Raw genomic sequence first — 20,268 nt, forward strand, 5'->3', positions numbered from 1 at the left:
GCCATCGGCGGCGGACATCGGCGGCGGACATCGGCGGCGGACATCGGCGGCGGACATCGGCGGCGGACATCGGCGGCGGACAACAAAAAAAACTCCCTGCGGCGGATCATGCTCTCGCATGACCGGCAGGGAGTTTGATTACATACGGATTCCCGACGGATTATGACTTCGGTTCGTTCTTCTTGTTGTTCTCTTCCTCATTCTCGCCGGATCTTAAACCTCGCGTCGACTCTTTGAACTCGCTTAACGTACGACCGACCGCACGGCCAAGCTCGGGGAGCTTCGACGGCCCGAATAAGATCAGTATAACGATTAAAATAAGTAAAAGTCCGCCGATTCCGATATTGAACGGCATGTTCGTCACCCCGTTTCTGGGACTATCCTTTCCTTGCATTATACCAAGACCGCGAGCGAAAAGAAACTTTCAGTTTGGTCCACTGCCGCCTAGCGCTGCAGTTCGTACCCGAGCGAAAGCTGGACCTTGTCCCACTGCCACTTGGCGAAAGCCAGCGTCTCCCGGCTGCGGTGCCAGGACATCATCAGCACGCTTGAATCCATCGGCGAAGCCTGCGGCCGCTCGAAGCCGAGAAAGCGCGCAATGTCGAGGGCGCGTACCGCATGATAGCGATGCGTAATAATGACCGAAGACGTCCATCCGTGCTCTTTCATAATCGCTTGGCTGAATTTCAAATTCTCATAGGTGCTGCGTGCTTCGTTCTCCAAGTAAACGTGGCCCTCCGGAATGCCCTGCTCCATTAAATAATTGCGCATCCCTTCGGCTTCGGTCAGCGTAGACTTCGGCGTGTCGTAGCCGCCGCTGACAATCACCTCGGTAATGACGCCGCTGCGGTACAGCTCCACCGCCCGGTCCAAGCGCTCCTTCAACGCAGGGCTTGGCGTCGTCTGCCAAAGCGAGGCTCCAAGCACGATGCCAACGTCCTGCGGTGGCAGCTCCCGATCGGGCAATGTGGCCATGCGAACCTGCACGACGCCAATCCATAGGACGCCCACAAGTGCAATCGCCAGCAGCCAGCGGCCGACCCGTATCCAGCGATCCTTTCGTTTCATCGCCTTCCGGCGTCGTTTCTCTTTCATTGCAATCAGTCCCTTACGATTGTTCCCCCTATTGCGTCAGAAAGCGTCGTACGGCTTGAAACACCTCAGCCGCTTCGGGCTCGAGACAAAGCAAATGCCGGGACTTCGGTACATACAGCAGCTCTTTCTCGCCTTGGATACGGTTGTAGATATAGCGGGCGCTGCGCGGATGAACGATCTGGTCCTGACGCCCTTGTATAATTAACGTAGGGACCGAGATGCGGTTCAGCTCATGCCGCTTCGCAAACCGGGCCAATTTCATGAACTGCACCGCAGCGGGCAGCGGCACGCGTTTCACCCGCTGCCAATGCTCCCAATCGTGGGTACGCATCCGGTCGACCAGATCCCGCATGAACCGAACCGGGCTTATGTAAATCGCAGCGGCGCTCAGCAGCACCAAGCGGCGGATCGGGAAGCGGTTGGCCAAATATGCGGAGATCAGTCCCCCCATCGAGAAGCCGATCAGATCGACCGACGCATAATGCCGGCTAAGCCGGCGAGCCTCATCGGCGGCCGCATCCAGCCAATCCTGCCACGTGGAGGCCGCGAGACCCAGCAGCTCCGGATCGTGGCCGGGCAGCGTCGGGACATGACAATCATAACCGTATCCTTGCAAGTAATCCGCCAGCGGTTGAACCTCGTAAGGTCCGCCGGTAAAGCCGTGCAGCAGCAAGCATGCGCGTTCCTCGGCCATATGCAGGTCTCTCCTTTCATTAGACGAATGTATCCGGAATAAGGTTCCCTCAGTCGAAACAAAAAGCAGCGTGGATTCCCACGCTGCCTGACCATCCCGTTACTTTTCAGTAATCGTGACCGACTGAATGACGACTTTCTCCTTCGGTTTGCTTGGCGTTGGCTCAGAGCCTTGCTCGACCGGTGTGGCGGCAATTTTTTGCACGGTGTCCATACCTTCGACAACTTTGCCGAAGATCGTGTAGTTCGGCAATTTATTCAAGCTCTTGCTGTCTTCGCCGGTGCAAATGAAGAACTGGCTGCCGTTCGTATTCGGACCGGAATTGGCCATCGCTACGATCCCGGGCTCGTATTTGTAAGGCGACTTCAGTTCATCCGGGAATTTGTAGCCCGGACCTCCCGTTCCGTTGCCGAGCGGATCTCCCGTCTGAACCATGAACGATTGAATGATCCGGTGGAAGGTGATGTTGTTATAAAAGCCTTCTTTCGCCAAAAACACAAAGTTGTTTACCGTTTTGGGCGCATCCTTGGCAAACAATTCGATGACGAACGTCCCCTTGGACGTCGTGACCGTCGCTGTGTACGATTTGTTCGCATCGATCTTCATCTCCGGAGGCGACGACCAGGTTTTCTTGCCCGGTTCAGACGTCGTACCGGTTGAAGCATTCGGCTGGGCGGACGGATGGCTCGCGTTCGAATTGTCGGCGGGCGCCGGCTTCGTGCCGCATCCGGCCAGCATACCGGCAACCAGGCCCGCCGCGAGGGCTGTACGTATCGTTTTTTGCGCAATCTTTGAAATCATCGTTGGTTCATCTCCATCTGCAGCTATTGGAATCACGTTACGGCCTGATTATACTACACCGGAACTCGGAAAATAAAATATTCAAACCGCAACCCGGGGTCACACCCCTTGTTATGGGGAACGCTGCGGCAGCGCGGGACTTCCAAACGTGCCGCCGTTATTGCCGCCGACTGCCGGGTCCGGGGTTATCGGCTGCCCGCCGGTTGGATTTGAGGCTTCGCCGCCGCCGGGCTCGTTCCCGGGCGTCGTACCGCCGGCTCCACCCGTCCCTGGGGGTGTACCGCTTCCGGCGCCGGCTCCCGTGCCTCCGGTACCTGTTCCCGCGCCCGTCCCCGTCCCAGGCTTCGATCCATCCGGGGTTGTCGTACCGCTGGGCTTACCGGTTCCAGGCTGTTGTCCCGAACCGGCTCCTGTTCCGCCATTTCCGTTAGTTCCGCCCGGATTATGTCCGGTACCGGTGCCCGGCTGTCCGGCTTCCGGCGCGTTCGGATCAAGCGGCTCGCCGTCGTTTTCCGTACCCGGCTGTTGCGGATTTGACGAATCACTGACCGTTACGCTGGCTATGTTCGAGCGAGCGCCAGCCACGTTGTTTTCCGGGTTAAGCGGAACGACCGTATACTCGTACGTATCCGGCTGAATAGCCGAAATATCGTTGACCTCGGTCACCGTTGTCGAAGTGATCGGCTCGCTCGGAAACTCCTGCATTTTGCTGTCCTTACGGAATACCTGGTATACGACGCCTTCGCCGACAGCGGACCAAGTCAGCTTCACCGATTTCTTCTCGGCGACGAACTCCGCTTTCAGATCGCCGATTCCTTTTGGCGGTTCATCCATATCCGCTACACCGCTAGGCTTGACGAATTTCGTCATCGGCTTTTTGGCCAGCGCCTTCTGCATGACTTCCTTGAAGATAGCGGCCGGCGCGCCGCTGCTCATCGAAACATAATGCTTCGCATCTGTTTTATCGAAGCCCATCCAGACGGCGGCCGTCCATTCCGGCGTGTACCCGACAAACCAGAGGTCGCGGTTATATTTCTCGAGACCTTTAAGCTCGAGCTGCGTCGAACCTGTTTTCCCCGCAACCGGGCGTTCGAACTTCGCCGCCGTACCGGTGCCGCCGGGCTCCAGGACGCCTTGCAGCAGTTGGGTCATGTACCAAGCCGTCTTGGCGCTCCAGACGGGAGCCTTCTTCTCCGCCTTGAAAGCCGCGCGCTCTCCGCTGTCGTCCATAATTTTAATGATTGCGTGCGCTTCGACGACGTTTCCGTTGTTCGGAAATGACGTATACGCCTGCGCCATTTGCAGCGTCGTAACGCCTTTCGTCAAACCGCCTAAAGCAATGGCCAAGTTATTATCCGCTTTATCGAACGGGATGCCGAGCTTTTCGACGTACGACTTCGCTTTGCTTATGCCGACCTGGTTTAACACCTCAACGGCCGGAATATTCACCGACTTCTTGATCGCTTCGAACATCGTCACCTGGCCGCGGTAGACGCCGTCCCAGTTCCGCGGCGAATAACCGTTATACGACTTTTGTTCATCCGGAAGCTTCGAATAAGGCGTGAACTTGCCAAGCTCCAGGGCCGGCGCGTAGGAGATCAAAGGCTTGAACGCCGACCCCGGCTGACGCGGCTGGGCAACGGCCCGGTTCAACCCGCGGACTACATAATCCCGCCCGCCGATCATCGCGACGATCCCGCCGTCTTTGTTATTCAAGATGACCATGCTGCTTTGCATCTTCTGAGCAGGTCCGTCCTTTTGGAAAAATTTCGGGTTCGCATACGTTTGTTCCATGATCGCCTGCGCATTCGGGTCCAGATTCGTATAAATTTTGTAGCCGCCCCGCAGCAGATCGTCTTCCTCGAAGTTATACTTTTCCTGCGCCTCCCGCAATACGTAATCGATATAGGACTGGAATTGATCTTTCGCTGCGCCGGCAGGCCGTTCATAGTCGTGTGCGGCCGCTTCCGCCCGCTGCGCTTCCGTGATATACCCTTGGTCGTACATCAGCTTCAGCACGACGGCCCGGCGTTCCTTGGATTTGTCCGGATTCGAGATCGGGTTGTACGTATTGGGCGCCTTCGGCATGGCCGCCAGCGTCGCGACCTCCCACAGCTCCAGCTTGCTCAGGTCGGACTTTCCGAAATAAATTTTCGAGGCCGTTTTCACCCCGTAAGCCCGGTTTCCGAAATAAATCCGGTTCAGATAGTACGTCAAAATCTCGTCCTTCGTCTTGTTTTGCTCCAACGCCATCGCAATCGACATTTCCGTCGCTTTACGGAAGAACGTTTTGTCCGCGCTCAAGAACACGTTTTTCGCCAACTGCTGCGTAATGGTGCTTCCGCCTTCGACCATGCTGCGGGCGACGACGTCCTTCACCAGCGCCCGGGCGATCCCGAACAAATCGACCCCGGCGTGCTCGTCGAACCGTTTGTCCTCCGTCGCCACGAACGCTTGTCTCAGCAGCTCTGGCACTTCCTTCGGATCTATATTTTCACGGTTTTCCACCTTCAGGACGCCGACTTCCGCCCCATTGATATCCAGAATATGCGACGCTTCATCAAACTCAAGCTTATCCAGGTTTTCCTGCAATATTTTATTTCCGTTTAATATGACGAAAATGTAGACCCCCATCGCACAAATCGCAGCTAATGCTCCGGCAATGAACATGGCTAAGAATACTTTGCCTGTCGTCACTTTCTTCTTCTTCTTTTTCAAGCCGCTTGACGTCTTTCTCTCCTTCGGCGCTTGGTTCGGTGTCTTTTTGCTTGATCCCGTCATGCCCCGACTTCCTTTCCTTATCTGTGTCACAGTCCTATTAACCTGCGCAAAGCTGTCTTAAACAAAGAAACAACCCGGAAGAATCGGGTTGTTCTTTCGGTTTCTATGCAATTAGACGCGATTCGGACCGGAAATGTTGCTTCCGGCCCCAACCCTGGGTCAAGTACCCTGCGTATGAATAGCGGGCAAAAGCCGATTATTCGGCGTTCTGCTCCTGCTGCTGCATCAACGATACGGCGCGCTGCGGGGTAAACGTAGAAATCGCATGCTTGTACACCATCTGCTGGCGACCTTCACTGTCAATGATAATGGTAAAATTATCGAACGCGCGAATGACTCCGCGGATTTGGAATCCATTAGTCAAATAAACGGTGACCGGAATGTTCTCCTTGCGCAATTGGTTCAGAAACGTGTCTTGAATGTTGATCGACTTGTTCATCAATGGGCCCCCTCAGGTTTAGTTAACGGGTCAAAGTTAATTTAGTTGCTATTATACCACGAACGAATTGCAACTGGGTAGAAAATTCTCCCATTTGGCTCATATCCACCCATTCGATATCTTTCATCCGGCGGAACCACGATAGCTGCCGTTTGGCAAAGTGGCGGGTGTTCTTTTTTAAAACGTCGATTGCTTCGTTCAGCGTTGCTCGGCCTTCCAAATAGGAAACAATTTCTTTGTACCCCAGCCCTTGCATCGATAAGGACGAAGGATCGACGCCTTGGGCCAACAGGCCGCGAACCTCGTCCACCAAACCTTGTTCGATCATGAGATCGATTCTCTCTTCAATACGTTTATATAGTAAAGCTCTATCCATTGTCAACCCAATGATACACAATTCGTAAGGCGTTACCCTTTTTTGGACCTTCAGCCGGTCGGAAAGCCGTTCTCCGGTCACTTTATAAATTTCAAGCGCCCGTATGATCCGCCTTTGATCGTTCGGGTGCAGCCGTTCCGCCGATTCGGGATCGACTTCCCGCAATCGGGCATGCAGCGCATCAGCCCCATGGCGCAAAGCAAACGTCTCCATTTCTTCGCGAAACGCTTCGTCCGAGCGGGCTTCGCTGAATTGGAAATCGTAACAAACCGATTCGATATACAAGCCCGTGCCGCCCACAATAAACGGAAGCTTCCCGCGGCGGTCGATATCCCGGATCAACGGCACGCACCGTTCCTGAAACTCGGCGACCGAGAACGGCTCTTCCGGCTCGTGAATGTCGATCAAATGGTGCTTCACCATCGCGCGTTCTTCCGGGGTCGCCTTCGCGGTCCCGATATCCATCCGCCGGTATACCTGCATGGAATCGCCCGATATAATCTCGGCGTCGTACATTTGGGCCAGCGTCAGGCTGAGCTTCGTCTTGCCGACCGCGGTCGGTCCTACCAGCACGAGCAGCTTCGGCTTGCGCGCAGGCGCCGGATTTGTGCCGTCTCTCTCTACGAACATCGTATCACTCCATAAGCAATTTTCGTCGAGGAGCGATGAGCGACGGCAAAGCCGAGCCGCTCGAACTCCATGCTGTCGCGGTGTTCCTTCATGACGACGCAGCGCCGCGACACGCGCTTCGCTTCGGCGACCGCCTCTTCCGAGAGCGCCCGGTCGTCGGCAATTCCCCGAATCGCGCGGATCGAGTTCGATTCCGTGATCGGCTTGCGGAACATCGGGTCGAAGTATACGACATCGCAGCTATCGTCCGGTAGTCCGCGCAAATAGGTCAAATGATCGACCGGATGCACCTGGATGCGTCTCATCGCTTCATTCAAACCGGGCACATCGGAATGATAGGACTTTAAGCCCTCTGCAAGTAAAAAAGCAGGGATCGCCGCACTTTCGAGCGCTACAACCGTTCCTTCATCGCCGACCGCAAACGCGAAAACGATCGCATCGGAGCCGAGTCCGGCCGTACAGTCCACAATCCGGTCGCCGGGACGAACGCCGGCCAAAGCGAGCAGCGTATCAGGCTCGCCGTTGCGCAGCCGCTTCACGCGGACGGCCGCCGTGCTCGGGTGAAAAAAGAGCGGCTGCCGGCCGTCGTGATGATACTCAAGCCGCTCCTTCGAAATGACTAAAATATCCTCGTCCCCGAATCGGGCGCGCAGTTGAGCCAGCGTCATTTGGCGGCGCTGCAGGCAGCGTCCGCCGAGCGTTCCGGCCAGACGCCGGGCCTCGGCAAGCTGCGCGGCGTTCGGGTCGTAGGAAGTTGTGACGAACAAAGCTACATCACCCTTTTGAACATTTTCTCCAATTCATAAGTCGAGAAGCTGACGACGATCGGCCGTCCGTGCGGACATGTGTACGGATTTCGGCATGCGGCCAGCCGGTCGAGCAGCACTTCCATCTCGAGCGTACCCATAGTTTGATTCGCTTTGATCGATGCTTTGCAGGAGCACATGATGGCGGCTTTCTCGCGGAATTTCCCGATATCGACGCCCTTCCTCTCGTTTAACAGCCATTCGATCATCTCTTCGATCAACGCCTGCTCTTCGCCGCGCGGCAGCCAGTGCGGGTAAGCGCGCACGAGAAACGAGGAGCCGCCGAACGGCTCAAGGTAAACGCCGGCCTGCTCGAGCTGGCCCAGCTTGTCCTGCAGACGTCCGGCTTCGGACGAAGTCAATTCCAGCGTAATCGGGACGAGCAGCTCCTGACTCGCTTCCGCCGGTTTTCCGAACAAATCGTAATAATGCTCGTAATTGATCCGCTCATGCGCCGCATGCTGATCGATCAGGAACAGCCCTTCTTCGTTCTGCGCGACGATGTACGTACCGTGAAGCTGCCCGATCGGGTCCAGCTTCGGGAAGGCCGGCAGCGCCGGAGCGGCTTCGCCGGCCGGGGTCAACGAGCGCAGCAGCGCCTCGGACGCGGCCGCCGTCTCGCGCTGGCTGAGCGGGACGCGCGGCGCAGCGGACGTTCCTGGCGTACGCGGCGCAGCGGCTGCCCCTTCGCCGGTCGCCGGTCGCGCGGACGGCGTTCCGTATGCCGATTCCGCCCTGCCCGCGGCAGGCGGCGCCGTGAAGCCCGACGCACCGTTCGCTTCACGCCAAGACGTCGCGGCCGCGCGGCGGCTTTCTTCGAAGCTTCGCTCCGGAATGTCCGGACGCCCCGCATTCCCTGCTTCCACCGCGTTCTCCGCCCGGTTTCCCGCCTGCTCCGCAGCGGTAGAGGCCGCTTGCGGGCGGTACAGCTCAAGCTGCTCTTGAATCACCGCTTCACGCGGCTTCTTCACCGCTCCCGCCTGCGGGATCAAGCGCTGCTGAGCCAAGACGCCGCGCGCCTCCCGCTCGACGAACTGCATCAGCTCCTGCTCCTTGCTGAAGCGCACCTCCAGCTTGGCCGGATGCACATTCACGTCGATGAGCGTCGGGTCCATTTGCAGATGCAGCACGGCAACCGGGAAGCGGTTGATCGGCAGCAGCGTGTGATAACCCTGCAATAGAGCCTGCGCAAGCGTGTAGTTGCGGATGTACCGGCCGTTGATGACCGTCGAGATGCCGCCGCGGTTCGCGCGGGTCATCTCCGGCTTCGAGATGAAGCCGACGAGCTTGTAATCGAGCGTTTCGCCCTCGATCTTCAGCATCGTGCGCGCTACCGCCGTGCCGTAAATGGCCGCGATAGCGTTCAGAAGGTCGCCGTTGCCGAGCGTTTGCAGCAGCGTGTTACCGTTATGCTTCAGCGTAAATGCAATGCCCGGATGCGCCAGCGCCAGCCGGTACATATAATCCGTCACATGGCCGAGCTCGGTTTGAATCGTCTTCATATACTTCAACCGGGCGGGTGTATTGTAGAACAGCTCCCGCACCGTAATATCCGTCCCCCGCGGGGCGGCGTGATCGGTCTTGCTCACCAGCTTTCCGCCTTCGATGACGAGCCGCGTGCCGAGTCCGGTCGTATCCGCGCTCGTCAGCAGCTCGATCTTCGCGACGGCGGCGATACTGGGCAGTGCCTCGCCACGAAAGCCAAGCGTTCGGATCTCGAATAAATCCTGGGCTTTCGCGATCTTGCTCGTGGCGTGGCGGAGGAAAGCCGTCTCGCCATCCTCCGGGTCCATGCCGGAGCCGTTATCCGCGACGCGGATCAAACTGAGGCCGCCCTCTTCAATCGTCACGTCAATCCGGGTGCCGCCGGCGTCAATCGCGTTCTCGACCAATTCCTTCACAACCGACGAAGGACGCTCGACCACTTCGCCGGCAGCGATCTGGTTGGCGATATGCTCGTCTAGAATGTTTATTTTTCCCATGACCGAGGCTCCTTAACCCTCTATCTCACTTGCTTGTGCTCAGCTTCAGCGTCTGTCCGTTGTCGCTCCACTCTAGCGAAGAGAACGCCTCAGCCGCCTTCGCGGCGCTGACATAGCTTGTTCCTTCGCGAAGCAGCACGTCCCCGTCCGCAGGCGTATACGAGGTTTGGCCGTCCGCTGAAGTAATCTGCACCGAACGGGACGCTTCGTTCCATTCCACCTTGGCGCCAAGGAGGGCGGCCAGAACGCGGGATGGTACGTACGTTTGTCCGTTCTCGCGGACGACTTTGAACGTATCCACCACGTCTAATCCGTTCACGGACATACTGATTCGTTTCAATTCCAGCGTAATCGATTGAAGACCCGCGGTGCGGAGCGCCGTCAGCAGCTCCGGCACTTCTCCGCCTTCCACCTTCACGTCCGGCTCCAAGCCGACGCCGTTCACTTTGCGCAGCTTTGGCGTCAAATACTCCTCGACCGTCACCTTTAAAGCGCCGCCGGATTGAAGCGGAACCACCTCTTGTACACTGCCTTTGCCGTATGTTTTCGTTCCTATCACCGTAATCGCCTTGTAATCCTGCAGCGCCCCCGTCAACACCTCCGAAGCGCTGGCGCTGTTGCCGTTGACGAGAAAATAGACCGGGAACGGCTGCGTCTCGCCGCCCGAGAAGGTCACCGGTTCGTCGGTATTATTGCGGTTTTTCGTATGAATCAGCGTACCTTCCTTGACGAACAGTCTTGCCAGTTGCTGCGCCGTTTCCAGCAGGCCTCCCGGATTGTCGCGCAGATCGACAACCAGGCTCTTCAGCTCGCCGGGGGCCTGCAGCCCATCCAGGAACAACGCCGTCATCTCGTCGGCATCGCTGGAAAAGCTCAATATACGAACATAGCCCACGCCCTGGAATCGGTTGGCGATCACGACCGGAACTTGAATCCGTTCGCGCTTCACGGTCAATTCCGATGTCGCGCCGTCGCGTACGATTTGCAGCTTCACCTCGGTGCCCGGCTCGCCCATGATTTTGGACGTCGCCTTGTTCAAAGGAACGCCGACAGCCGATTGCCCGTCAATCCCGACGATCACGTCGCCGATCCGAATGCCCGCCGCTTGCGCAGGCCCCTCGAACACTTGGGCGATGTAGATGCCGTCGGGCTGCTCGCTGACGCGAACGCCGATCCCGACATATTGATTAGCTATGGAGGATTCGAATTCGGTCAATTGCTCCGCCGTAAAGTACTGCGTATACGGATCGTTCAAAGATTCGACCATCGCCTTGATCGCGGCATCGGACAGCTTCTTGGCGTCCGGCGCGCTGACATGGTTTTGTTCAAGCAAACTCAGTACTTCCTTCGCGCGGTCGGCCGCGCTCAAACTCTCTGCCGCTGCGAGCGCAGGCTGGGTTGCAGGGACTAGTAGAGATAACGCGAGTACGGAGCTGACGGCATGACGCCACAGTTTGCCTTTATGCTTGATGTTCATCGGAATTCCTCTTCTCTTCGGAATGGTTTAGTTGTTCGTCAGCTGCTTCTTCAATTCGTACAAAAAGTTCATCGCCGCCATCGGCGTCATATTCATTAAATCCGCGTGACGCAGCTGCTCGAGCACTTTGTCGGATTTCCCGGTTTTCTTCGCCGATTTATCAGTCTCCGGGGATTCGGCCGGGAACAAGCTCAACTGGATCGCCGGGCCGGCCGCCGCTTCCGGTGCTGCCGGCGCAAGTGCGGTCGGCGCAGACGCCTCCGGACTGGACTCGACGGCCTCTCGGACAAGCTCCGCTTGCGGCTTGCGGGAAACAGCGGTCGCAGCAGCTTCCTTGCCCGCCGTGCTCTCGGCATGCCCCTGCGCCAGCTCGGCGCGAGTCTCGAATGCGTTCAGCAGCTCGTACGAGCGCTCGATGATCGAGTTCGGCAGTCCGGCGATTTGCGCGCAATAGATGCCGTAGCTAGTGTCGGCGGCGCCGCGAATCAGCTTGCGCAGGAACGTCACGTTCTGTCCGCTCTCCTTCACCGCCATACAATAATTGCGTAAATCCCGAAGGCTCTCTTCGAGATGCGCGAGTTCATGGAAGTGGGTGGAGACGAGCGTCTTGCAGCCGATGTTGTCGTGCAGAAACTCGATGACGGCTTGCGCGATCGCCATCCCTTCGCCGGTCGACGTGCCGCGCCCAAGCTCGTCGATGATGACAAGGCTCCGCGAGGTCGCCTTCTCGGTCATGATCTGGATGTCCATCATCTCGACCATGAACGTGCTCTGGCCGCCGATCAAATCGTCCGCCGCCCCGATGCGTGTGAAAATCCGGTCGACGATCGGTACGACCGCCCGCTTCGCCGGCACGAAGCACCCGATCTGCGCCATCAGGCCGATCATCGCCACTTGGCGCATATAGGTGCTCTTCCCGGCCATATTCGGCCCGGTGATCAGCAGCATGCTGCCGCTCTCGCGCGTCAAGGCCGTATCGTTAGCGATGAAGACGCCGTCCTCCAGCACCGCCTCCACGACAGGATGGCGGCCCTCCTCGATCTCCAAGCCGTAAAACTCGCCGATCGTCGGGCGCGTATACCGCTGTGCGGCGCTGACGTGGGCGATCGACTGGTACACGTCGATCGTGGCGATCCGCTCGGCCAGCTGCTGCAGCCTCGACAATTGTCCGACCAGCCGGTCCCGCAGTTCCGTGAACAGGGCGTATTCGAGATCGATCATGCCCTCCTGGGCTTCCAGAATGAGCGCTTCCTTCTCCTTCAGCTCCGGCGTTACGAAGCGTTCCGCATTCGCCAACGTCTGTTTGCGCTCGTAACGGCCTTCCTCCAGCATCGACAAGTTCGATTTGGTCACTTCGATGAAATAACCGAACACTTTGTTAAAGCCGATTTTGAGCGATTTGATACCGGTGCGTTCCCGCTCGAGCCGCTCCAGCTCGGCAAGCCACTGCTTCCCGTTCGTGCTCGCCTCGCGCAGCTGGTCGAGCCGCGCGTTAACGCCCGCGCGGATCATCCCGCCGTCCCGGACGGAAACCGGCGGCTCGTCCTGGATCGTGTCGGCGATCCAGCTCATCAAGTCTTGGCAAGGATCGATGCCTTCCGCCAAAGCTTTCAGCGTCGCCGAACCGCTGCCCTCGCACAACTCACGCAGCCGGGGCACCTGCTCCAGCGACGCCCGCAGCGCAACCAGATCGCGCGCGTTCGCGCTGCCGTAGGCGATCCGGGCGGTCAACCGCTCCAGGTCATACACTTCCTTCAACGATTGCCTCAGATCGTCGCGCAGCATCAACTGGTTATACAAGCGGTCGACCGCTTCCAGCCGCTCTTCGATCAAGCTTGCGTTCATCAGCGGCTTTTCGATCCAGCGCTTCAACAAACGGCCGCCCATCGCGGTCACCGTCTTATCCAGCAGCCAGAGCAGCGACCCCTTCTTCGTCCGGTCCCGAACCGTTTCCACCAGCTCGAGATTTCGCCGGGTAAACGGGTCCATCACCATATATTGGTTCGGCTCATAGATGCGGATATGTTTGATGTGGCTGAGCGAACGTTTTTGCGTCTCCTGCAAGTAGCCCATCAGCACGGACAGCGCTTCTCTCCCGCCGTCCGGCAATGCGGCGAGCTGCTTGTCCGAGAAGTAGGCGGTAATCGGCTGAAGGCCCGCCGCCGCGAGGCTCTCTTCCGACCTGACCGTCATAACGGCCGTCCGCAGCATCGCTCCCGCGACGCTTTGAATACGCTCCAGCACCTCCGCTGCGCCGAGCAGCTCAGAAGGGTTGTAGACGTTCAGCTCATCCATCAGCCGCTCGAAGGACCCGGTTAACCGGGTGACGTAAAGCTCGCCGGTCGAGATGTCGCAAGCTGCCAATGCAAAGCCTGCCGCGTCCGACTGAACCGCGGCTATGTAGTTGTTGCTCGTCTCGCTGAGCGAGCGGGCGTCCATCACCGTGCCCGGCGTGACGATCCGCACGATTTCCCGGCGCACGACACCTTTCGCTTCCGCCGGATTCTCCACCTGCTCGCATATCGCGACCTTATACCCTTTCTCTACCAGCCGGGCAATATAGTTTTCTGCGGAATGATAGGGAACGCCGCACATCGGAATGCGTTCCTCCATGCCGCCTTCCCGGCCTGTCAACGTAATTTCCAGCTCGCGCGCAGCTAGTACCGCGTCTTCGAAAAACATTTCATAGAAATCGCCTAAACGAAAAAACAAAAAAGCGTCCTTGACCTCCGCTTTAATGGCAAGGTACTGCTCGATCATTGGCGTATATTTGGCCATACTCCATCCTCCACGCTCTACGCTTTACGGGGAGACGAAAGCGCGCGCACCTGCAGGCTGCAGCCGGACGCCGCGCTTCGCCTCGTAAGTTATCTATGATTATATCATGAAAAGATAGAGAACACCCGTTTCTTACGAGCGCGTCGTTATTTTCCACTTGGGCCTGATGTCTTCCCGTTCGTTCCAGGCCTTCATCTGCAGCATCATGCGCCATAGGGGCAGCAAATACGACTCGTGCTCCGCATACCCCGGCAGCTTCTCCATATCCCGCCACAAGCCGGGAACGAGCGGACGAATGCGCGCCTTGTCGCCGCGGTAGTACGCTTTCACCACCTCCGGTTCGCTCAGCGGCCGCTGCTTGAGCTGCGCATAATGCTCGGCAATCAGCTTGGCGAGCGCCAGCACGCCTTTGGCGACGGACGGCGACACCATCCAGCTCGGCAGCACGCGATATTCGAAGCCGCCGTGCCGCTGCCGCCGGAAATCGCCGAGAAACCCGTACTGCGGCTTGCGCGCCGCCGTCGTCTCGCCCTCAACCAGCGTCAGCGGAAGGGCCAGGTAATTGTCCAGCGCGCGCAGTAGACGGACATCCAGCTCAACTCCGCTGAAATGAATATGCCCGCCGAGCGGAAAGCCGCGAACCGGCATGCCCCCCGCCACCCACGCGAGCTCCGGGTCGGTGATCCGCTTCGCCGCAAGCTGGAGCGTCCGGTGCAGATGAACGACCAGCTTGCGCACATCGGTGCTCGGCGCCGGACGCAGCTCGGCCAGCGGATATACTTTACGGCGGCTCGGCAGCACGATCGCGTCACAGCCGAACGGGCCGTCCTTGTCGACGAAGGCCGAGGCGAACTTCACTTTCCCTTGCGCATTCAGCAGCAGAAATTCAGGGTCTGCGCCCAGCATCGCCACGGCCGGAGGCTGCGCCTCGAGCTTCCCGATCCGTTCGTCGAAGCGGTTCATCGCGTCCGCGAACAGCTCCGCCAGCCGCGGCGTCAACGCCGGAACCGGTTCTACGCCGCGCACGGCGAGCGTTCCTGCCGGGCGCACCCCGATGCGCACGACGCCGTAGTCCAGTCCGAGCGCATAGATGCTTTTGACGGCTTCGCGTATCGCACGAACCGCATAAAACCCCCGCTGCTCGAGCCCGATCTCGCTGTAAGCCGTCTCCCGGCGGCTTGTCATCGGCTTGCCCGGTCCAGCCCCCGCGCCCGGATCCGCACTCGCGTCCGCCGCCCCACGGCGGCCCGCATAGAACACCCCGCTCGAACGGTGAAACAGCGTCAGCGCCTGCAAATCAAAGACGGGCACCACAAATTCGTGACTCCAGCGGATTTCCTCGCCCTCCGCTTGCGACTCCTCGTCCAAGAAGCAGTCGATGCCGTGCAGGCGGAGCGTATCGGACAGCCGCCGGGGCTGCAGCGCCGCCAATATGCTTTTTACAGGCTGCAGCGCCTCGGGATTGGTTCCTCCTGTATTCGGGTGATAAGCCCCCCAATGAATGATATACGCCGTGTCCTTCCGTTCGGCAGAAAGCCTCGCTCCGTGCGGAATTCGCAAGTTTTCCAGCAGCGGCTGCAGCTCCGGTTCATGGGAATGAAGCAAAAAGGCGGACATCGCGTCCCTCCCTCGCCGTTACGCACGGCTGGCCAGAATGTATTGCGGCGCCGCCTGCCCATTTTGCCGGCGAACGCCTCGGGAAACAAAAAAGAGGGCTGACGCCCTCTGCCGAAATGACTTCTCCCGGCATATACTGTAGCAAGATCAGTTCAATTCGTCGTCGAGCAGATCCGGATCCAAATCTTCAAAGCCGCCGTCATCGGTGTCGAAATCCACATGCTTATCGTCGAAATCGTCAATGCCGTTCGGGCTTACCACCACGTAAACCTTCGTCTCTGCGATCATTTCGACCTTATACTCGCGCTCTACGCGGATCAGCACCGCAGATCCGTTGGATGAGATGCTGGCTTCCACGCAGTTTGGCTCCTGCGTGGCGGCAGCCAACACTTCGGCCGTCGATGGCTTATGTTTCTTATCCAGATAATGAAGCGGCACAACCTCAACATAGGAGACCGTTTCTTTCGCAACATCCGTTTTTGTATTCCGGTCATAAGAATACCAGATGTTGATATCGTAAGTACCTACCACCTCCACATTCTCCCCAGACTTCACCGCGTCGTATTGGTTGTTGATAATCCAAGCACCCAAAATACTGGTCGGAGCATGAGGCGGAGTGACCGTGTTGGTTACTTGCGAAAATTTACGTCCTTTGCCGCAGACAGCCTTCGTATAGATCTCTCTGACTTGCAAGTCTTTATCTAATGACATCCTTCTAACCTCCTCCATACAATCATTCATTACATTTGTATGCAGGACATTCGTCTAGTGTGATAACTTTTTTTGCAAATGTCAGAGGAGATTAGCAGGGACAAATGCCCCTTGTATTTAGACGCCTACCGGGCGTTTTTCTTTTTTGGCTACGTTTAAATAAACTTTCAGTTCTTCAACCAATTGAAGCAGCGCCGCCCGAATTTCGAATTCCTCTCTTGTCAGCGGAAGCGCCATGCCTTTGAACGATTGCTCAAGCTCGAACAAGTGCCGCTCGGTCCGGCCGGTATAATGCGGCATCAGGACATCCTCGCTTAAGGTTTCGAACACGGTCGCGAGCAGCTCGCCATGCGGCAGCGTCTGGTACACCCGCGCGACGTGCTCCGTCATTCTGCCGACCGCTTCAAGCTGCCGCTCCCTCATGTAGAAATATACGGTCCACTCCGCCCCTTCGAAAATCAACCGGTTATCGCTTTGCCGACGGGCCGCGTCAACCGCTTTATGCAGCAGCTCCTCGGCTTCGAGAAGCTCCCGGCCGCTCCATACGTAGGTATTGTCCCGCAGATGACGGGAAAGCTCGATAAAAATTCGCGAGAACAGCTCTTCCACCTGCTTGCGATACTGGACAAGCTGGGTATGCTCTTTCGGCATATAGACGATATTGATCAGCGTCGCGGTGCCGAGACCGATCACCAGCAGCAGGACCTCGTTCACAATGAGCTCCAGGGTAACCGTCTTGGCCGCAAACACGTGAAACATCACGACCGAGCTGGACACGATGCCGTCCTTCAGCTTCAACCGGCTCAGCAGCGGATATAACGTGAGCACGTACAACCCAATGACCCACACCTGATAACCGAGCGTCCAGAACAAGGCCACGCTGAACAGCAGCGCAAAGACGGATGCCGCAATACGTTGAAGCGATAGCGCAATGCCCCGCTTCTTCGTCACCTCCACGCCCATGATGGCGAGCAATCCGGTTGACAAGGGCGAGCTAAGCCCCAAATATTGAGCGATATAAATCGATAGGATGACGGCAAGCGCCGTTTTGATGACGCGAATTCCCATATTACGGTGTCCACCTTACACAAGAGCCACAAAAGAGCCGCAAAGTCAATTTCCACCATCTTACTCTTTTTCCGGAACGCCGACAACCCGGAGGTACCCGCTCAGACCGATCCCCGTCAAGCGGACGCATGGAGGAAGCGCGTGAAAGGGCGGGCCGCCTCGCCGGCAGCCCGCCCTTCCCTGCGATTTCTCCCCATCGCTCCTCACTGGCGCACCAGCTTTCCTTCCAAGTAGGAGACGGCCTGGTACATAAGCGTCGCTGCAATCGCGATGACCACGACACTGCCGATGACAAGCGTGAAATTGAATACCTGAAACCCGTAAATAATCAAATAGCCGAGCCCTTGCTTCGAGACGAGAAACTCGCCGACGATGACCCCGACCCAAGACAAACCGACGTTCACCTTCAGCGTGGACACAATCGTCGGGTACGATGCGGGAAGAATGACCTTCCGGAACACGGTGCTGCGGCTTGCGCCGAACAGCTGTACGACCTTCAACAGCTGCGGATCAACTTCCTTAAAGCTGTTATAGACGACCAAAATCGTGATAATAACGGTGATGGAAAGCGTCGTCGCGACGATGGACAACGCGCCTGGCCCAAGCGCGACGATGAACAGCGGGCCCAGCGCCACCTTAGGCAAGCTGTTCAGCACGACGATGTACGGATCGAGCACCCGCGACAGAAACGGAGAAAACCACAGCAGCGCGGCGATCGCCGTCCCGACCAGCGTACCGAGCACGAAGCCGACGATCGTCTCCCAGACCGTGACCCCGGTGTGCACAAGCAGCGAACCGTCGGCCGTCTTCTCAAGCAGCAGCGTCCCGATGCGGCTCGGCGAACTGAACAACAGCCCGTCGATCCACATCAGCCGGGCCGCTATTTCCCACATCAGCACGAACATCAGCAGCAGAGCGCCTTGCGTCAACCGGACAAATAGCGACTGCCGCTTTTCCCTTCGCAGGAACGTCTCATAAACCCGGGCAGCAAGCAAGTGCATGTCTTCCGCCCGTTCGTTTACCTCATGGCGTTCCATCCGCGCCGCCCCCTTTCCTCTCCACCTGCTCGAACATCGACCACAACCGCCGGAACAGCTCGTGAAAGCCTTCCTTCTCGCGGGCATGAAGCGGCTGCGCCTGACGAATCGGCTCCGGTACCGTCACATCGGCCAGTACACGCCCGGGATTGGGCTGCAGCACGATGATCCGGTCGCTCATCGCGATCGCCTCGGAAATATCATGGGTAACGAGAACGGCCGTTTTCCCCCGCGCCTTCAACGTGGTGACGATCAAATCTTCCAGCTGAAGCTTCGTCTGATAATCGAGCGCCGAGAACGGTTCGTCCAGCAGCAAAATATCTGGCTCCGTCGCCAACGTCCGTACAAGCGCCACACGCTGCCGCATCCCCCCAGACAGTTGATGCGGGAAGGCGTCGGCGAACTCTGCGAGTCCCATTTCCGCCAGAAGCTCCGTCACATATGCCTGCGACGCCTCGTCTTTCCTGCCCAGCAGCTCCAAGCCGAGGCAGACGTTCTCTTTAATGGTCCGCCACGGAAACAAATAATCGTGCTGCAGCATATACCCGACCCGCGGAGTCGGCCGCTTGATCAGCTCGCCCATGATACTCACACTGCCCGAAGTCGGTGTCAGCAAACCGCTGATCAGCGAAAGCAAGGTCGTTTTACCACAGCCGCTCGGTCCGATAATGCTGACGAACTCGCCCGGCTCGATACGGAGATCGATATGCTGCAGCGCGGCAAATGTGCCTTTCCGGTTGACGTACACTTGCGACACGCCGCTTATTTCAATAGAAGACGCCTTTGTCATACGATTCGGTGCCCTCCTTCTTATCATCTTGCAAAGAAAAGGCGAAAGCTGCCGTCCGCACACTTTCGCCGCCCCTTTGGTTACTTCACGGATTGCTTCGCTTTCTCGGCGAACGTATTATCGACTAACTGCCCGTGATCGGCCCGCTGCTTCAGTTCGCCTGCCGCTTCCATCACATCCTGCAGGTTGTTCCATTCCGCCTGGTCGACGATGCCGTCCGTTGCGAATGAACCTTGATCCTTATACCGTTTCACAACATCGCGGACAACCGCTTTGTCCGTATCCGGGAAGAAGGAAATAATCGCGTCGGCAATTTCGTCCGGGGTTGCCTGCTGCACCCAATTTTGCGCCTGCTGCACCGCATTCGCGAATTTCTGCACCGTAGCCGATTGCTTCGTCAAGTAGCTTTTCTTCGTCATGAATACAGTGTACGGCAGCTTGCCGCTTTCCACCCCGAAGGAGGCGATCACGTAGCCTTTGCCCTCCTTCTCGAACACGGTAGCTTGCGGCTCGAATAATTGTACGTAATCGCCGGTACCGGAGGCGAAAGCGGCAGGAATGTTAGCAAAGTCGACGTTCTGAATCAGCGTCAAATCCGCATGCGGGTTAATGCCGTGCTTCTTCAGCGTAAACTCTCCCGCCATCTGCGGCATGCCGCCCTTGCGCTGGCCGAGGAATGTTACACCCTTCAGCTTGCTCCAATCAAACGCGCCTTCCAGCGGTTTGCGGGCGACGAGGAACGTGCCGTCCGTCTGGGTCAGCTGCGCGAAGTTAATGACCGGATCGGCGCTGCCCTGCTGATGGACATAGATCGAAGTCTCCGAGCCCACCAGGGCAACATCGATACCATTCGAGAGCAGCGCGGTCATCGTTTTGTCGCCTCCCGCGGTCGTCGTCAGATCGATCTCCAGCCCCTGCTCCTTGAAAAATCCTTTATTCACCGCCACATATTGCGGTGCATAAAAGATGGAACGCGTCACCTCGCCCACCCGCACCTTAACCGGCCCCTCTTGCGTCTTTGGACCGCACCCGGTCAGCAGCGCCGTACCGGCGAGTACGAGCGTCAACGCCAAAGCCGCGGCCTTCATTCCGGATTTTAATTTCATAAGCAAGTCCCTCCCCTTCTGCTTTCGTATAATTGCAGCATATGCTTCCGCCTAGAGAAGGGTGCAGCGGCCCAACGCAA

The 20,268-nt window shown here is 57.9% G+C and carries 17 protein-coding genes; all 17 read right to left on the bottom strand.

The window, feature by feature from the left end:
- Positions 1-160: 160 nt before the first annotated feature.
- Positions 161-355: a twin-arginine translocase TatA/TatE family subunit gene (gene tatA, locus PVA01S_RS24145; RefSeq protein ID WP_054797403.1), complete on the bottom strand. Its 195-nt coding sequence runs from the start codon at positions 353-355 to the stop codon at positions 161-163.
- Between the two features lie 89 nt (positions 356-444).
- Positions 445-1,095 (bottom strand): YdcF family protein, encoded by a 651-nt coding sequence (locus tag PVA01S_RS24150; RefSeq protein WP_127610197.1) that lies wholly within the window; start codon positions 1,093-1,095, stop codon positions 445-447.
- 28 nt (positions 1,096-1,123) lie between these two features.
- Complete coding sequence (locus tag PVA01S_RS24155; RefSeq protein ID WP_054797370.1) at positions 1,124-1,789, bottom strand: alpha/beta hydrolase; 666 nt, start codon at positions 1,787-1,789, stop codon at positions 1,124-1,126.
- Between the two features lie 99 nt (positions 1,790-1,888).
- Positions 1,889-2,590 (bottom strand): peptidylprolyl isomerase, encoded by a 702-nt coding sequence (locus PVA01S_RS24160; protein WP_127610199.1) that lies wholly within the window; start codon positions 2,588-2,590, stop codon positions 1,889-1,891.
- A 111-nt stretch (positions 2,591-2,701) separates the two neighbouring features.
- Positions 2,702-5,371 (bottom strand): transglycosylase domain-containing protein, encoded by a 2,670-nt coding sequence (locus PVA01S_RS24165; RefSeq protein ID WP_127610201.1) that lies wholly within the window; start codon positions 5,369-5,371, stop codon positions 2,702-2,704.
- Positions 5,372-5,567: 196 nt separating this feature from the next.
- Positions 5,568-5,810: an RNA chaperone Hfq gene (gene hfq / locus PVA01S_RS24170; RefSeq protein ID WP_054797369.1), complete on the bottom strand. Its 243-nt coding sequence runs from the start codon at positions 5,808-5,810 to the stop codon at positions 5,568-5,570.
- A 22-nt stretch (positions 5,811-5,832) separates the two neighbouring features.
- Positions 5,833-6,816, bottom strand: a complete 984-nt coding sequence (gene miaA / locus PVA01S_RS24175) for a tRNA (adenosine(37)-N6)-dimethylallyltransferase MiaA (protein ID WP_127610203.1) — start codon at positions 6,814-6,816, stop codon at positions 5,833-5,835.
- Positions 6,807-7,583, bottom strand: a complete 777-nt coding sequence (locus PVA01S_RS24180) for a class I SAM-dependent methyltransferase (RefSeq protein WP_127610205.1) — start codon at positions 7,581-7,583, stop codon at positions 6,807-6,809. Before PVA01S_RS24180 ends, miaA begins: the two co-directional genes overlap by 10 nt.
- Positions 7,584-7,585: 2 nt before the next feature.
- The gene (gene mutL / locus PVA01S_RS24185) at positions 7,586-9,604 is read right to left on the bottom strand and encodes a DNA mismatch repair endonuclease MutL (protein ID WP_127610207.1); all 2,019 of its coding nucleotides are present in this window, start codon (positions 9,602-9,604) and stop codon (positions 7,586-7,588) included.
- 25 nt (positions 9,605-9,629) lie between these two features.
- A complete protein-coding gene (locus tag PVA01S_RS24190; protein ID WP_127610209.1) occupies positions 9,630-11,081 on the bottom strand; it encodes a S41 family peptidase in 1,452 nt (483 codons plus the stop codon).
- A 27-nt stretch (positions 11,082-11,108) separates the two neighbouring features.
- The gene (gene mutS / locus PVA01S_RS24195; protein WP_127610211.1) at positions 11,109-13,859 is read right to left on the bottom strand and encodes a DNA mismatch repair protein MutS; all 2,751 of its coding nucleotides are present in this window, start codon (positions 13,857-13,859) and stop codon (positions 11,109-11,111) included.
- A gap of 132 nt (positions 13,860-13,991) precedes the next feature.
- The gene (locus tag PVA01S_RS24200; RefSeq protein WP_127610213.1) at positions 13,992-15,476 is read right to left on the bottom strand and encodes a putative amidoligase domain-containing protein; all 1,485 of its coding nucleotides are present in this window, start codon (positions 15,474-15,476) and stop codon (positions 13,992-13,994) included.
- A 147-nt stretch (positions 15,477-15,623) separates the two neighbouring features.
- Positions 15,624-16,187 carry an outer spore coat protein CotE gene (locus PVA01S_RS24205; RefSeq protein ID WP_054797650.1) on the bottom strand — a complete coding sequence of 188 codons (564 nt, stop codon included), beginning with the start codon at positions 16,185-16,187 and terminating at the stop codon, positions 15,624-15,626.
- A 117-nt stretch (positions 16,188-16,304) separates the two neighbouring features.
- Positions 16,305-17,255, bottom strand: coding sequence for an aromatic acid exporter family protein (locus PVA01S_RS24210; protein WP_127610215.1), 951 nt, complete (start codon positions 17,253-17,255; stop codon positions 16,305-16,307).
- A 203-nt stretch (positions 17,256-17,458) separates the two neighbouring features.
- Entirely contained in the window at positions 17,459-18,292 is an 834-nt protein-coding gene (locus PVA01S_RS24215) for an ABC transporter permease (protein WP_054797649.1), read from the bottom strand.
- Positions 18,279-19,082 (bottom strand): ABC transporter ATP-binding protein, encoded by an 804-nt coding sequence (locus PVA01S_RS24220; protein ID WP_054797648.1) that lies wholly within the window; start codon positions 19,080-19,082, stop codon positions 18,279-18,281. Before PVA01S_RS24220 ends, PVA01S_RS24215 begins: the two co-directional genes overlap by 14 nt.
- A gap of 80 nt (positions 19,083-19,162) precedes the next feature.
- Positions 19,163-20,188, bottom strand: a complete 1,026-nt coding sequence (locus tag PVA01S_RS24225) for an ABC transporter substrate-binding protein (protein ID WP_054797647.1) — start codon at positions 20,186-20,188, stop codon at positions 19,163-19,165.
- Between the last annotated feature and the right edge of the window lie 80 nt (positions 20,189-20,268).

This window comes from Paenibacillus validus NBRC 15382 (assembly GCF_004000985.1).
Lineage (GTDB): Bacteria > Bacillota > Bacilli > Paenibacillales > NBRC-103111 > Paenibacillus_G > Paenibacillus_G validus.